The organism is Nitrospiria bacterium (assembly GCA_035498035.1).
In the GTDB taxonomy this organism is placed as follows: Bacteria; Nitrospirota; Nitrospiria; order JACQBZ01; family JACQBZ01; genus JACQBZ01.
Window position 1 is genome coordinate 13333 of the sequence record DATKAN010000006.1, and the last position, 14061, is coordinate 27393.

Below are 14061 nucleotides of genomic sequence, written 5' to 3' on the forward strand. Positions count from 1 at the left end.
GCTATTTTTATCCCGACCGTGTTATAGTGGCAAAAGTTTGACGAACCACGAGGCGGTATCCAACCACGATGATCCCTCCTCAAGAAGCAGGTCCATCAATACCTACCGATAGACCATCACTCTTCTAAAAGGTTCTTCAATCAGGGCAAAAAGTCCGGCCGAGCTGAACTCTGCCTCACATGATGCAGGGCTACGTATGCGCCGTCGCTTTTTTGCAAACAGGCACGGGACTGCGGTCCCAGGATATAAAGGAGTTACAAGGAATGACGTTTGAAGAGTTGGGGCTTGCCCCGGAAATACTACGCGCCGTCAAGGCGAAAAATTATGAAGCGCCCACCCCCATCCAGGAGCAGGCCATCCCGGCCATACGCGCGGGGAAGGACTTGATCGGCTGCGCGCAGACCGGGACCGGCAAGACGGCCGGTTTCACGCTGCCGATCCTCCACCGGCTGCGCGAAGGCCGTTCGCCGTCGCTTCGGGTTCTGGTGCTCGTGCCCACGCGCGAGCTGGCGGCGCAGGTGGACGAAAGCATCCGGACCTACGGCCGTTATCTTCATTTGCGAACCGGGGTCGTGTTCGGAGGGGTGAATTTCGAGCGGCAGGAGCTTGCGCTCCGCCGAGGGATCGACATCCTCGTCGCCACTCCCGGTCGTTTGCTGGATCATATGCGGCAGGGGAATGTGAGTTTTAAAAGCCTCGAGGTCCTGGTGATCGACGAGGCGGACCGGATGCTCGACATGGGATTCATTCCGGATGTCCGTGCGATCATCAAAAACATCCCCCAGCACCGTCAGACCCTCCTGTTCTCGGCCACCATGCCGGGGGAGATCCAGGTGCTCGCCCATGAAATTCTGAGGCAGCCGGTCGTGATCCAGATCGCGCGACAGGGGACGCCGGCCAGCGGCGTGCGGCAGGCGGTGTATTCCGTCGACGCCTCGCGCAAGCGGGACCTGCTGCTCCATTTGATCGAGAAGGAAAAGATGGACCAGGTGCTCGTCTTTACCCGCACGAAACACCGAGCGGACCATCTGGCCCAACAGCTCGAGCGGAACGGAAAACGCGTGGCGGCGCTTCACAGCAACAAGAGCCAGGGGGCGCGGACCCGTATCCTGGATGAGTTCCGGAGAGGATCGATCCAGGTCCTGGTCGCCACGAACATCGCCGCGCGCGGACTGGACGTCAAAGGAATTTCACACGTGGTGAATTTCGATCTTCCGGATTCCCCGGAGGACTATGTCCACCGGATCGGGCGGACCGCCCGCGCCGAGGCGGAGGGCGATGCGATTTCGCTGATGGCCCCGAACGAGCGGGGAAACCTCCGCGAGATCGAGCGTCTGATCGGATCGAAGATTCCCCAGATGGAGATCCCCGGGTTTGAAAGCACGGGAGAGGCTCAGGAGGAAGCGCCGGGCCGGTTTACCCGTTCCCGGCATCGACAAAGCGGGGGTGCATCGAAGTGGCGGCGGCCGGTGTTCCAACGATAAGCCGCTCGCATTAAGCCTCGTTCTTTTGAAGTATAAAGGCCGGGTCTGGATACCAGACCCGGCCTAAATTTTTTACGATCGTGGGAGGAAGATGCGGTGCGCGGCCAGGACTTCGCGGATGCGGGGCAGAGCTTCACGGGCGGCGGCCGCCCCGGCCTCGACGCATCGTTCCTTTTGGGTGAAATCAAAGGCGGCGATCCCGTTCACATCGGGGTGAATCAAAACGTCGGCCTCCTGCGCGTGCCGCCGCCGGATCTCGGCCCCGGAAATGCTGAGGGCCTGGATGATGACGGTCACGATGTCCGCGCCCTGGATGTCCCTGACCCGGGTCCCGACGTCGACCGCAATCGTCACGTCCGCGCCCAGGAACTTTGCGGTGGGCACCGGGAGCGATTCCAGCACGCCGCCGTCGACCAAAAGCCTCCCGTCCATCTCGACCGGCTGGAAAACGGCCGGCAGCGCGCAGCTGGCATGCACCGCGGGCGCCAGGGGGCCGCGGTTCAAAATGACGCGTTCGCCGGCCCGGATATCGGTCGCGACGGCCGCGAAGGGAATCTTGAGGTCCTCGATCCGCGAGGCGGCCACCTTCTGCGAGACGAAGCGTTCCAGCCGGTCTCCGACGATCAGGCCCTTCCGGAGCGTGAGGAAGGCGTAGTCCACGAGATCGTTCCGTTCCAGTTGGAAGGCGATCGATTCCAGGTTCGGACTGTGGGGCGTCGCGGCATAAAGCGCTCCGATGAGGCTCCCCACGCTCGTGCCCACCACCAGGTGGATCGGAATCCCTTCCTGTTCCAGGACGCGAATCACCCCGATGTGGGCGAAACCCCGCGCCGCGCCGCCGCCGAGCACGAGGGCGACCCGGGGAGATAACTTGGGCCGGCCCCCCAGACGGACCCGTAGTTTTTCCCAGAAACCCATCGCGCTATCTTAAATCGGCCCGCAAAAAATCGCAAGTGCTCCTGCCCCTTGACGGACCCGTTTCAATCCGTTACTTTATCCGCATGATTTATATCCACTGTGAGAAATCAAGATGATTCCGCTCCGCGACGACAACCCGACCAAGACGACGCCCGTGGTGACGATCGGGATCATTGTGGCCGCCACCGTGGTCTTTATCTACCAGCTCACCCTGGGCCCGCAGGCCGGGGAGCAGTTCGTCTATCTGTACGGGGCGATACCGGCCGTGATCATGGGACAGCAAACACTGCCGCGAGAGGTGATGGCCCTTCCACCCTCGCTGAGCCTCATCACCAGCATGTTCCTTCACGGCGGGCCTCTGCACCTGATCGGGAACATGCTATTTCTCTGGATCTTCGGAGACAATATCGAAGAGGCGATGGGCCATGTCCGGTTCATCTTTTTTTATCTGATCTGCGGCGTGGTCGCGGCGATGAGCCACGCCTTTTCCAATCCCGCTTCGGTTTCGCCCATGATCGGCGCGAGCGGGGCCATCTCGGGCGTGTTGGGCGCCTATCTGTTGCTCTATCCGCGCGCGCGGGTCTACACCCTCATCCCTCTCGGCTTCTTTTTCTGGCGGGCGCATATCCCGGCGAGCATCATGTTGGGGTTCTGGTTCGTGCTTCAACTAATCAGCGGAACTTCCTCGGTCGGCGCCGCGGGAGGGGGCGTCGCCTGGTTCGCGCACATCGGCGGATTCTTGGCCGGGATGGCCCTGATCGGTTTCTTCAAGCACCGCAGCGTCCGGTTTTTCAACCCGCCCAATCGTCGGTCCCCGCGGTTTTATACGGAAGGGTAGGAGATTGCATTCCCCTTCCCGGCCGTTTATAATACCCGTCGGAGGAAGGATGCGATGACGAACGACCAGGCGGTCCTGATGATCGCCAACAGCGAACTGGATTCGAACCTTTATTATGCCACGAAGTTTCTGGCCCCCGATCCCTTCATCTTTATCCAGACCAACGGACAGAAAACCCTGGTGATGAGCGATCTCGAGGTCGACCGGGCCCGTGCCCAGGCGCGCGTGGACGAGGTGCTGTCCTATTCCGCGATCGAACAGCGATTGAAAGAGCAGGGCCATGCCAATCCCAGGACGACCGACGTCGTGGACGCCTGTTTAAAAGAGCGCGGGGTGAAACGGCTTCTCGTTCCCGGCGATTTCGGCTTCCGACACGCCCAGGCGCTCCAATCAAAGGGCTACGCCCTGACGGTCAAACCCGATCCCTTCTTCGAAGAGCGGGTGCTGAAATCGTCCGATGAGATCGAGGCGATCACGCAGACCCAGCGGGCGACCGAGGCGGCGGTCCGGGCCGCGATCGACGTGATCCGGGAATCCAAAATCAAAAAAGACGAATTGCACGGAAGCGAAGGGGTCCTGACCTCCGAGGGGATCAAAAAAATCATCAATGTAAAACTGATGGAGATGGACTGCATCGCCCAGCACACGATCGTGGCCTGCGGGATCCAGGGATGCGATCCGCACGACGAAGGGTCCGGTCCGCTGCGGCCGAATCAATCCATCGTGATGGACGTTTTTCCCCGTTCGGCCCGCTCGCGGTATTATGCCGACATGACGCGGACCGTCGTGAAGGGACGCGCCCCGGATGCGCTTCGTAAGATGTACGACACCGTGCGCCGCGGCCAGGAAGAGGGGATCGCGATGGTGCGCGACGGGGCGGACGGCCGGGCGATCCACCAGCGGATCATGACGCTCTTCGAGCAGTCGGGCTATCCGACGGGCCCGAAGAACGGCCGGATGCAGGGATTTTTCCACGGCACCGGACACGGCGTCGGATTGGACATCCATGAGCCGCCGCGGATCAGCAAGGCCGAATGGACCCTGAAGGCCGGGGAGGTCGTCACGGTCGAACCGGGGCTGTATTATCCCGAGATCGGCGCGGTCCGGATCGAGGACCTGGTCGTGGTGACCCAAACCGGTTGCGAGAACCTGACGCGATTTCCGAAGGTGCTGGAAGTATGACCCAAGGGTATACGTTTCTGGAAGACATAGCCATCTCCGACCTGGCGTTCGAGGCGAGGGGCGATACCCCCGCCGAGCTGTTTCAGGCGGCGGCTCTCGCCCTTTTCGAGGGAATGGCCGACACCCACCGGCTGCGTCCGAAGATCCGGAAAGAAATCCGCTTGCGGCATGCCCAACTCGATCAGCTGATGTATGACTGGCTGTCGGAGCTGATCTATTTGAAGGATAAGGAAGGGCTTCTGTTCAAGGAATTCACCGTCCGGCTGGATCACAATTCGGAATGGAGTCTGATGGCCAGCGTCGGAGGCGAGCCGATCGATCCCAAGCGCCACGGCCTCCGCGCCGATGCAAAGGCCGTGACCTATCACCGGTTCGAGGTGGCCCAGACGGAGGCGGGGGGCTGGAAGGCCCTCGTCGTCGTGGACATATAGGTCTTTTCAGACCTATACGACCTATGCAAATCAACAAGATTACAGACTATCTGTGGGAAATCCCGAAGACCGAGAAGGAAGGGATGCATGTCCCGGCGCGGATATTCGCCTCCGAAAAGTTGTTGAAGGAGATGGACGCGGGCGTGTTCGAGCAGATCACGAACGTGGCCTGCCTTCCGGGAATCCAGAAATACGCGCTCTGCATGCCCGACGGCCATTGGGGCTACGGGTTTCCGATCGGCGGCGTGGCCGCATTCTCGACGAAGGACGGCGTCATCTCCCCCGGCGGGATCGGGTTCGACATCAATTGCGGGATGCGGCTGATCCGGACCGATCTGAAGCTGGCCGATGTGCAGCCGCGCCTTCGGGACCTGCTGAACGTTTTGTTCAACAAGGTGCCCGCCGGCGTGGGCGCGAAAGGGTTCGTCAAGATCGACAGGAAAGAGCTGTCCGAGGTGATGACGCGGGGCGTGAATTGGTGCATCAAGAAGGGCTACGGCTGGGCGCAGGACCGCGATCGGGTCGAGGGCGGTGGATGCCTCCCGGGCGGCGATCCCTCCCATGTGAGTCCGCATGCCGTGGAGCGGGGGATCGGCCAGATCGGGACGCTGGGCTCGGGCAATCATTATCTGGAAATCCAGGTGGCCTCGCAGGAGAATATTTTCGACGAAAAGCTGGCCCGCGCGCTCGGGATCTTCGGGCAGAACCAGGTGGTCGTGATGGTCCATTGCGGCTCGCGCGGCTTCGGCCACCAGATCGGGACGGATTACCTCCGCGTGTTCGACACGGCCATGAAGAAATACGGCATCACGGTGCGCGACCGGCAACTGGCCTGCGCGCCGTTCCGGTCGCCGGAGGGTCAGGCCTACTACAGCGCGATGAACTGCGCCGCAAACATGGCCTTCGCCAACCGGCAGGTGATCACGCACCGTATCCGCGAGGCTTTCAGCCAGGTCTTCAACGAGGACGCCGAGCGGCTGGGGCTGGAAACGATCTACGACGTGGCGCACAACGTGGCCAAAATCGAGACCTACGAGATCGACGGAAAACCGACGGAGGTCCTCGTCCACCGCAAGGGTTCGACGCGCTGCTTCGGACCCGGCCGAAGCGAGGTCCCGACGCTCTACCGCGATTGGGGGCAGCCGGTGATCGTGGGCGGCTCGATGGAGACCGGGTCTTACCTTTGTATCGGAACCCGGAAGGCCGAGACCGAGACCTTCGGCTCGACGATGCACGGCTCGGGCCGTACAATGTCCCGACACGCGGCCAAGCGGATGATCCGTGGGAGCGATCTACAGAGGCGGATGGAGCAGCACGGGATCCTCGTGAAGGCCGTCTCGATGTCCGGACTGGCCGAGGAGGCCGGCGCGGCCTACAAGAACATCTCGGAGGTCGTGGACACGATGGATGCCGTCGGGGTATCGAAAAAAGTCGTCCGGCTCAAGCCGATCGGGAATATCAAGGGATAGGGCCGGGCTTCCATTCCGCATTTTCCTAAATCCAAGATACACCAGGATCCGATGTGATCCTTCTGCTGGCCATAATGCTGATCGGTTTCGCCCCGCCGGCGCACGCGGCCGGACCGGCCGTTCACGAGTTTGCGCTGCCGGACGGATCGCATCCGCATGATGTCGCGCCGGCGGCCGACGGCGCAGTGTGGTACACGGCCCAGGGCCGCGGCGCGCTGGGACGCCTCGACCCGAAGGGCGCCAGGACGAGGGAGATCCTGCTGGGCCGAGGGTCTTCCCCGCACGGCGTCATCGTCGGGCCGGACGGCGCGCCGTGGGTCACGGACTCCGGGCGGAACGCGATCGTCCGCGTCGATCCGAAGACGTATTCGGTGCGCGCCTTTCCGCTTCCCATCAAAGCGTACGCCAACCTCAACACCGCCGCGTTCGATCACAACGGCACGCTCTGGTTCACGGGCCAGAGCGGCTATTACGGACGGCTGGACCCGAAGAGCGGCAAGGTATCGGTGTTCGACGCCCCGCGCGGGCCGGGACCCTACGGCATCGCGACGGCCCCCGACGGCGCCGTCTGGTACGCCTCGCTGGCCGGCTCCCATATCGCCCGCGTCGACCCGGCCTCGGGCCGCCCGACCGTTCTCGACCCGCCGACGCGCGGTCAGGGCGCGCGGCGGGTCTGGGCCGATTCGAAAAGCCGGGTCTGGGTGAGCGAATGGAATGCCGGGAAGGTCGCCGTCTACGATCCGAAGACGGGGCGGTGGAAGGAATGGAAACTGCCCGGTAAAGATCCCCAGGCCTACGCGGTCTATGTCGATGAGAACGACAAGGTGTGGCTCTCCGATTTCGGCGGCGACGTGATCGTGCGCTTTGACCCGGAGACGGAAGCCTTCACGCCGTTCAAGCTTCCGACCCCCGGGGCGGCGGTCCGGCAGATCCTCGGTCGGCCGGAGGAAATCTGGATGGCCGAGTCGGCCAACGACAAACTGGCCGTCATCTGCGACCCGTGCCGGTTTAAATGATTTGGAAAATTCCCTTCCGATGGTCCAAGGGTTTTTGGGCTGACACATCGGTCAGCCCCTACATTCCAAATGATCCATTTCGCTCCGAATTGACCGCCAAAAAGAACGAATATATTCGATCTGCATCATTATAATATTTAGATATGTAGGGAGATAGGGGCCGTAATTGTAGGGGTTGGATTAGTCAAACCCCTACCGTCTTTAATTGACCCGCCTCACCTGAAACGGTATAATCCGCGATAATATTCCCCCAGCGTGAGCCGTTCCTTCCGTCACTAACTTTCACCCGGTTGCATCCGCCGGGAAGAAAAGGGATATTGTAATCCTCCCTATTTCTTACATTTCTTGTTTTTCGCAGGAGGTCTGGTTGTTTTGAAAAAATACCTGATATGATAGATTCCATCAGAAAATAATCAATGGAATTGGGTGCCAATGCCAATAATAGAAACGATTGAAGCCAAGTCTTAAATCAAGACTTTCGAATATTCCAAGTAAGTCACACCCCTCCGGCCCCGTGCGCGGGCGATATTCAAGAAATCCCATTTGCACATTGCACACCGCTTCCCGCTCTGGTAGAATACGACTCCATTATCCTCCGGAATCATTCCATGCGCGTCACGTTTCACATACAGAAATACAATCCGGAACGGGACCCGAAGCCGTACGAGGAGCCGTACCGGATCGACGTCGGTCACGGCACGACGGTGCTCGAGGCGCTGATGCGCCTGAAGAACGAGACCGACGGCACGCTGACGTTCCGCTACGCCTGTCGCAGCGCGATCTGCGGCTCCTGCGCGATGGAGATCAACGGGAGCGAGAAGCTCGCCTGCAAGACGCAGATCCGGCCCGAGCTGGAACGGCACGGCGAGATCCGGATCGGCCCGCTTAAGAACCTTCCGCTGATCAAGGACCTCGTGGTCGAGATGAGTCCCTTTTGGGAGAAGATCCGCTCGATCCAGCCGTGGCTCGAGCCGCTGCCGCACGAGCAGGTGGATCCGGCCCGGATGCGGGACGCCTACGCGGCCTTCAACAACGTCGAGGCCTGCATCCTCTGCGGGGCCTGCGTCGCGGCCTGCACCGTCTACGAAGTCGAAAAAAATTTCGCCGGCCCCGCGGCGCTCGCCAAGGCCTGGCGGTTCACGGCCGATCCTCGCGAGGCGGCCGTGCCGGAACGGCTGAACCGATTGCAGGGGGACGGCGGGATCTGGGACTGCACGCGGTGCAATTACTGCGTCGAGGTCTGTCCGAAGGACGTCAAGCCGATGGAGGCGATCATCCTTTTGCGGCGGGCCTCCCTTCAGTCCGGCCTGACGCAGACGATGGGTTCCCGTCACATCATGAGTTTTGTGGACATCATACGGCACGAGGGTCGTTTGAATGAAGGGCTCATGCCGATGAAGGTGATCGGGTTCAGGCTCAAGGATTTCTTGCGGGTCCTCCCGCTGGGTATCCGGATGTTTCTGAAGGGGAAGGTGCCGTTCCCGTTCAAGCTTAAACCGGCCATCCCGGGAATGAAACAGGTCCGGGCCGTTTTCGCCGCCCGCGCGCAGGCGAGGGAAAAGAAACCATGAAATACGCGCTCTACACGGGCTGCGCGGCCAAGGGCGCCTGTCCGGAGCTTTACCAGTCGACGATGCTGGTCACGAAGCGGCTCGGTCTCGAAGTGGTCGAGATGCTGAACGCGGCGTGCTGCGGGGCCGGCGTGATCACGGAGGCCGATCCCGACCTCGCGCTCGCGATCAACGCACGCACCTTTGCGCAAGCCGAGGCGCTCGGCCTGAACATCATGACGATCTGCGGCACCTGTCAGGGCGTGATGGCCATGGCGAACCACCGGCTCAAGACCGAGGAGGGGCTGCTCGACCGGATCAACGGGCTCCTCGAGCCGGAGGGCGTCCGCTACAACGGCGGCGTCGAGGTGAAGCATCTCCTTTGGATCATCGTCGGCGATATCGGCCTCGACACGCTGCGGGGCCACGTGACCGTGCCCCTGGAAAACCTCCGGATCGCGCCGTTTTACGGCTGCTACATCCTTCGTCCCTCGAAATATCTGGGCTTCGACGATCCGGAGAACCCGGTCTCGCTCGAAAAACTGATCTCGGCCCTCAGCGCCCATCCGGTCGATTATGAGGGAAGGACGAAATGCTGCGGTTTTCCGCTGGTGCTGGAGAAGGAGCCGATTGCGATCGGCATGGTGGGCGCCCATGTCAAGGAAGCGAAGGACGAGCTGGCCGACGCGATGGTCACGCCCTGCCCGCTCTGTCATATGAATCTCGATATCTATCAGGATCGGGCCGGGAAGAAGATCGGCGGGAAGCTGGCCCTCCCGATCCTCCATCTCCCGCAGCTCATCGGTCTGGCCATGGGTTTCAAAGCCAAAGAACTCGGGCTTTCGCGCCATCTGATCCCGACAAAATCGGTGGTCGAAAAAATTCAATTGAAGGTGTAGGGGCGTGCAGATCTTCGATCTCCAAAAAAGCCGAAGCTTCTCCCCCGACAAGCTCAAGAAAAACAACCTGGCCGAAACCGACCGCCTCTTTTGCGATCTGTATTGTCTGGAGCCCGGGCAGGAACAGAAGCCGCACCTGCATGAGGACTCCGACAAGATCTACATCGTGCTGGAGGGCCGCGGCTGGTTTCGCATCGGCTCCGAAGAGCGCGAGATCGGCCGGGAGCGGGGCGTACTGGCCCCGGCGGGCGTCGACCACGGCGTTAAGAACGGCTCGGGCGAGCGTCTGGTTCTTTTGGTCTTCATGGCGCCCAGGCCCTGATTATAGGGGCTCGCGTCGCCCCCTCCATCCGCCTCAGGCGGAATGGAGCCTCCCCCTCTCGCTCGCCTTGCTCGCTGGAAAGATTTTCGGTCCGCGTCGTTCAATCGTTCCAAATCCGACCGGTGCATGATTTTTCGCAACATGATATGATACCGGCATGGCCGAGCCCCGCTTCGATTGCGTCGTCGTTCATTATCATGAGATCGCCCTCAAAGGCGGAAATCGGCCGATGTTCGTACGCCGGCTGGCCGAAAACCTTCGAAAGGCCACGCACGATCTCGGCGGGGTTCGAGTCCTGACCCCCTACGGACGGATCCTGATCCAGTTGGAACAAGAAATAGCCTGGCCGGTTCTGCGCGAGCGCGTCCGCGGCGTGTTCGGCGTCGCCAACTTTTCGCCGGCCTGCCGTACGGCCCGCGAACCGGAAGCGATGGAGACCTTCCTGCACGCGGCCCTTGCGGGAAAATCGTTTGCAAGCTTTCGCATTTCAGCACGGCGCAGCGATAAAAATTATCCCCTGACCTCGGTGGAATTGAACGAACGCCTGGGCCGATTCGTTCAGAATAAATCGAGGGCGCGCGTGGATCTGAAAAACCCGGAGCTCACGATCCATGTCGAGCTGCTCCGGAAGGAGGCCCTGGTTTATTATGAAAAACACGACGGGCCCGGGGGGCTGCCCGTGGGAGTCAGCGGCCCTGTGCTGAGCCTGATCTCCGGAGGGATCGATTCCCCCGTGGCCTCGTATTTCATGATGAAGCGGGGCTGCAGCGTCGCCTTCGTCCATTTCCACGGGTTCCCCTATCTGACCAAGGCCTCGCTCGAAAAAGCGGAAGAACTGGTGCAGCACCTGACGCGGCATCAATACAAGTCGCGCCTCTATGCCGTGGCGTTCGGGGAGATCCAGCGTTTGATCGTGTTGAGCGCGCCGCCTCCACTCCGCGTGGTTTTGTATCGGAGGTTCATGGTCCGGATCGCGGAGGAGATCGCCCGGCGGGAAAGGGCCAAGGCCATCGTGACGGGAGAAAATCTGGGGCAGGTCGCCTCCCAGACGCTGGAGAACCTCACCGCGATCCAAGCGGCCGCGCGACTTCCGGTCCTGCGCCCCCTGATCGGTTTCGATAAAGAGGAAATCATCGATTGGGCCAAGACCATCGGCACCTATCCCGTCTCGATTCAACCGGATCAGGACTGCTGCCGGCTCTTCATTCCCCCGCACCCGAGCGTCGCGGCCGGAATCGGCGAGGTCGAAAAAGCGGAGCGTGAACTGAATATTCCGGATCTTGTGAAGATGGGACTGGAGACGGCGGAACGGACGGAGTTTACCTTTCCCTGAGCCGCCGGGCGCCTGTTTTTCGAGGTCGGTATCGTTGAACACGGGGAGGCCCATGAAACGATTCGCCATCATCACCGCCGCCGGCCCGGACCGGCCCGGGATCGTCGCCGGAATCACGCGCGTTCTCTACGAGACGGGCTGCAACATCGAAGACACCAGCATGACCCTCCTCCGGGGTGAGTTCGCGATGATGTTGATCGTTCGACTGCCCCGGCGTTTGGACGCCGGGGCCATCGAGGCCCGGTTCAAAATGGTCCGGGACGCCCTCGCCCTCTCCCTCCTGGTCAAGCCGCTTTCGGCGAAGGAGGCCCGCCGGGATCCGAGGCCGGGCGGACGCCCGTATATTCTTTCGGTCTATGGGTCCGATCGGCCCGGGATCGTCTACCGCGTCACGCACCTTCTCGCCGCGCGCGGTATCAACATCACCGATATGAATACGCGCGTGGTCGGTCCGGCCGGCCGGCCGATTTACGTCATGGTCCTGGAGGTCGATATCCCCGGGAAGGTTCGAATCGAGGGCTTGAAGGCCGCGCTTCGGAGGTTAAAGAAGGCGGTGAAGGTGGACGTCACCCTCCATCCGGTCGAGTCGGCTCAGCTCTGAGATGGCCGTCCAGAAAATCCTTCAATATCCCCATCCGATTTTGAAAACCCGCTCCGAGGCGGTTCAGACGATGGACGACCGGGTCGGCCGGATCATCAAAAATCTTCTCGACACGCTGGCGGCCTCGCCCGGCGTCGCCGTCGCCGCGCCCCAGATCGGCGAGGCCCGCCGGATCATCGTCTGCGATGTCTCGAGGAAAGCGAAGATCAAACATCACGGACGGATCGTCCTGATCAACCCGGTCATTCGACGACGGGAAGGAAGAAAGATCGTCCGCGAGGGCTGTTTGAGCGTCCCGGACTATACCGGAAACGTGAGCCGGTTCGAGACGGTCTGGGTGGAAGGGCTGGACCCGCTCGGACGGCCGGTGAGTCTTATGGCCGAAGGCCTGGAGGCGCTGGCCCTCCAACACGAGGTGGATCACCTGGACGGTTTACTGTTCCTGGACCGGATCGCCTCGCTCAGCACCGATCTCTTTAGACGAAAAACGTATTAATACAAACGACCTTGGTCCTGTTCCGTCGGCGGGTCCTGTCCTGCGACAGCCCCACCGTGCTCGCCACCCCGCCCGGTGTAGGGACCGGACCCCGGCTGCGCGCGGTGGGGCGCCGCGTCTGCGGCCACCCGCCGGGTGTCAAGCTACCAAGGTCGTTAATGTAAGCTAAAGGAGTGAACCGTGGCCGAAAAGATCATCGAGGTGGCGGCGGCCGTGATCATCCGGGACGGACGCTGCCTGATCACGCAACGCCTGGAGACGAGCCCGCACGGAGGGCTGTGGGAATTTCCGGGCGGCAAGCGCCATCCGGATGAAACTCTCGAGGACTGCCTCCGTCGCGAGTTGAAGGAAGAGCTGGACATTACGGCGGGGGTGGACGGGGAGATCAAGGTGATCCGGCATGCCTATACGGCCTACACCGTCCGCTTGCACTTCTACCGTTGCACGATCATCGGCGGGACGCCCCGAGCGCTGGGCAATCAGGCCTACCGATGGGTCCCCCTTTCGGAATTGTCGCAGTTTGAATTTCCCGAGGCGAACCGGTCCCTGATCCGGGACTTGCAGAATCCGGATTCAGCCCTGGGCGGATGATTGGAGGATATGGAGGAGACGGGTCAGGCGGTGGGCTTTTTCCTTGTCCTTGAGCTGGCTGTAGGCGTAAACCAAGTTGCGCAACATGCGGGTGAGAATGTCCCGAGCGGTCGCGGGAGCGAAGTGACTCGACTGGACGTCGTGCCCGGAGTTCAGCAGAAACCGGATGCATTCGTCGCGCGTCAATATCCGCCCCTGGTGGAAGGCATCCAGAAACAGACCGCCGTCCTCCCGTTCGTATTTCAACATGAAATGGCCGGGCAACCCGATTCCGGCGATCGGAAGACTCAAGCGCTCTGCGACGAGCAGGTAGACGACGGAAAGACTGATGGGGATCCCGGTACGACGTTCCAGAACCCGGTTGAGATAACTGTTGTCGGGATTGTAATAGTCCTGGGTGTTTCCGTGGAAACCCAGCTCCGTGAAAAGATGGCGGTTGATCCGCTGGATGATTTCCTCGGCGCGGTTCTTTCGGGGGAGGCGACCGGATATCTCGTCCGCGATCCGATCCAGTTCCAGATGGCTGTCGGCCCGATTGAGACCCGGATAGCGGAACTCCGCGATCAGGAGGGCGCCGTCTTCCAGATCCAGGTCGGCGTCCTCGCCGCCTGCGTACTCCCGGAAACGGTCCTCCAGGTCATTCTGGCGGATCTGTTCCACCACGGTCTGAATCTGTCCGCGGACGTGGGGAGCGGCATCGGTCTTGGCCCGCTCCAGGGAGGGGACCACGTCGGGTCCGATATCGATCAAGGTCTGCCGGACGAGGTCGACCGTTTTTTCATCCCGGTCCGACAGGAGGGTGAAGATGGCGTTGAGTTGTTGATCAAAGCCCGGATTCATTGTCGTTCACTATATCAAAAATGCGGGGGCCTTGCAACCTTGACATTTCCTCCGGGGTGAATTAAGATGCTTTAATATCCATCTGAGGAGT

15 protein-coding genes are annotated in these 14061 nt (G+C 61.3%); 13 read left to right on the forward strand and 2 right to left on the reverse strand.

Annotated features, from left to right (window positions below; all coding sequences use genetic code 11):
- Nucleotides 1-263: 263 nt before the first annotated feature.
- On the forward strand, nucleotides 264-1484 hold the full coding sequence (locus tag VMN77_00480; GenBank protein HTN42253.1) for a DEAD/DEAH box helicase: 1221 nt from the start codon (nucleotides 264-266) through the stop codon (nucleotides 1482-1484).
- Between the two features lie 72 nt (nucleotides 1485-1556).
- Here the strand turns inward: VMN77_00480 and VMN77_00485 are convergent, their stop codons facing one another.
- The gene (locus VMN77_00485) at nucleotides 1557-2402 is read right to left on the reverse strand and encodes a patatin-like phospholipase family protein (protein HTN42254.1); all 846 of its coding nucleotides are present in this window, start codon (nucleotides 2400-2402) and stop codon (nucleotides 1557-1559) included.
- Nucleotides 2403-2514: 112 nt separating this feature from the next.
- Between VMN77_00485 and VMN77_00490 the strand changes: the two genes are divergently transcribed.
- From VMN77_00490 to VMN77_00545, 12 genes are all read left to right on the forward strand, one after another.
- Entirely contained in the window at nucleotides 2515-3240 is a 726-nt protein-coding gene (locus VMN77_00490) for a rhomboid family intramembrane serine protease (protein ID HTN42255.1), read from the forward strand.
- 54 nt (nucleotides 3241-3294) lie between these two features.
- Entirely contained in the window at nucleotides 3295-4422 is a 1128-nt protein-coding gene (locus VMN77_00495; GenBank protein ID HTN42256.1) for a Xaa-Pro peptidase family protein, read from the forward strand.
- Nucleotides 4419-4853, forward strand: a complete 435-nt coding sequence (locus tag VMN77_00500; GenBank protein HTN42257.1) for an archease — start codon at nucleotides 4419-4421, stop codon at nucleotides 4851-4853. Before VMN77_00495 ends, VMN77_00500 begins: the two co-directional genes overlap by 4 nt.
- A gap of 23 nt (nucleotides 4854-4876) precedes the next feature.
- Complete coding sequence (locus tag VMN77_00505; protein ID HTN42258.1) at nucleotides 4877-6322, forward strand: RtcB family protein; 1446 nt, start codon at nucleotides 4877-4879, stop codon at nucleotides 6320-6322.
- A gap of 74 nt (nucleotides 6323-6396) precedes the next feature.
- Nucleotides 6397-7338, forward strand: coding sequence for a lyase (locus VMN77_00510; GenBank protein ID HTN42259.1), 942 nt, complete (start codon nucleotides 6397-6399; stop codon nucleotides 7336-7338).
- A gap of 608 nt (nucleotides 7339-7946) precedes the next feature.
- On the forward strand, nucleotides 7947-8909 hold the full coding sequence (locus VMN77_00515; protein HTN42260.1) for a succinate dehydrogenase/fumarate reductase iron-sulfur subunit: 963 nt from the start codon (nucleotides 7947-7949) through the stop codon (nucleotides 8907-8909).
- Nucleotides 8906-9787 (forward strand): CoB--CoM heterodisulfide reductase iron-sulfur subunit B family protein, encoded by an 882-nt coding sequence (locus tag VMN77_00520; protein ID HTN42261.1) that lies wholly within the window; start codon nucleotides 8906-8908, stop codon nucleotides 9785-9787. The genes VMN77_00515 and VMN77_00520 overlap by 4 nt, the downstream gene beginning before the upstream one ends.
- A 4-nt stretch (nucleotides 9788-9791) precedes the next feature.
- Nucleotides 9792-10109 carry a cupin domain-containing protein gene (locus VMN77_00525; GenBank protein HTN42262.1) on the forward strand — a complete coding sequence of 106 codons (318 nt, stop codon included), beginning with the start codon at nucleotides 9792-9794 and terminating at the stop codon, nucleotides 10107-10109.
- A 157-nt stretch (nucleotides 10110-10266) separates the two neighbouring features.
- The gene (thiI, locus tag VMN77_00530; protein HTN42263.1) at nucleotides 10267-11442 is read left to right on the forward strand and encodes a tRNA uracil 4-sulfurtransferase ThiI; all 1176 of its coding nucleotides are present in this window, start codon (nucleotides 10267-10269) and stop codon (nucleotides 11440-11442) included.
- Between the two features lie 52 nt (nucleotides 11443-11494).
- Nucleotides 11495-12043 carry an ACT domain-containing protein gene (locus VMN77_00535; protein ID HTN42264.1) on the forward strand — a complete coding sequence of 183 codons (549 nt, stop codon included), beginning with the start codon at nucleotides 11495-11497 and terminating at the stop codon, nucleotides 12041-12043.
- Nucleotide 12044: 1 nt separating this feature from the next.
- Nucleotides 12045-12539, forward strand: a complete 495-nt coding sequence (gene def, locus VMN77_00540; protein ID HTN42265.1) for a peptide deformylase — start codon at nucleotides 12045-12047, stop codon at nucleotides 12537-12539.
- A 180-nt stretch (nucleotides 12540-12719) separates the two neighbouring features.
- On the forward strand, nucleotides 12720-13130 hold the full coding sequence (locus tag VMN77_00545) for a (deoxy)nucleoside triphosphate pyrophosphohydrolase (GenBank protein HTN42266.1): 411 nt from the start codon (nucleotides 12720-12722) through the stop codon (nucleotides 13128-13130).
- On the opposite strand, the gene VMN77_00550 is transcribed toward VMN77_00545, so the two are convergent.
- Entirely contained in the window at nucleotides 13113-13970 is an 858-nt protein-coding gene (locus tag VMN77_00550; protein ID HTN42267.1) for a transglutaminase-like domain-containing protein, read from the reverse strand. The genes VMN77_00545 and VMN77_00550 overlap by 18 nt on opposite strands.
- Between the last annotated feature and the right edge of the window lie 91 nt (nucleotides 13971-14061).

What these genes read in the sequence shown, in the direction of transcription:
- VMN77_00510 (HTN42259.1), top strand. Translation starts at nt 6,397, where the DNA reads ATGCTGATCGGTTTCGCCCCGCCGGCGCACGCGGCCGGACCGGCCGTT.
- VMN77_00535 (HTN42264.1), top strand. Translation starts at nt 11,495, where the DNA reads ATGAAACGATTCGCCATCATCACCGCCGCCGGCCCGGACCGGCCCGGG.
- thiI (HTN42263.1), top strand. Translation starts at nt 10,267, where the DNA reads ATGGCCGAGCCCCGCTTCGATTGCGTCGTCGTTCATTATCATGAGATC.
- VMN77_00550 (HTN42267.1), bottom strand. Translation starts at nt 13,970, where the DNA reads ATGAATCCGGGCTTTGATCAACAACTCAACGCCATCTTCACCCTCCTG.
- VMN77_00500 (HTN42257.1), top strand. Translation starts at nt 4,419, where the DNA reads ATGACCCAAGGGTATACGTTTCTGGAAGACATAGCCATCTCCGACCTG.
- def (HTN42265.1), top strand. Translation starts at nt 12,045, where the DNA reads ATGGCCGTCCAGAAAATCCTTCAATATCCCCATCCGATTTTGAAAACC.
- VMN77_00480 (HTN42253.1), top strand. Translation starts at nt 264, where the DNA reads ATGACGTTTGAAGAGTTGGGGCTTGCCCCGGAAATACTACGCGCCGTC.
- VMN77_00505 (HTN42258.1), top strand. Translation starts at nt 4,877, where the DNA reads ATGCAAATCAACAAGATTACAGACTATCTGTGGGAAATCCCGAAGACC.
- VMN77_00515 (HTN42260.1), top strand. Translation starts at nt 7,947, where the DNA reads ATGCGCGTCACGTTTCACATACAGAAATACAATCCGGAACGGGACCCG.
- VMN77_00520 (HTN42261.1), top strand. Translation starts at nt 8,906, where the DNA reads ATGAAATACGCGCTCTACACGGGCTGCGCGGCCAAGGGCGCCTGTCCG.
- VMN77_00495 (HTN42256.1), top strand. Translation starts at nt 3,295, where the DNA reads ATGACGAACGACCAGGCGGTCCTGATGATCGCCAACAGCGAACTGGAT.
- VMN77_00490 (HTN42255.1), top strand. Translation starts at nt 2,515, where the DNA reads ATGATTCCGCTCCGCGACGACAACCCGACCAAGACGACGCCCGTGGTG.
- VMN77_00485 (HTN42254.1), bottom strand. Translation starts at nt 2,402, where the DNA reads ATGGGTTTCTGGGAAAAACTACGGGTCCGTCTGGGGGGCCGGCCCAAG.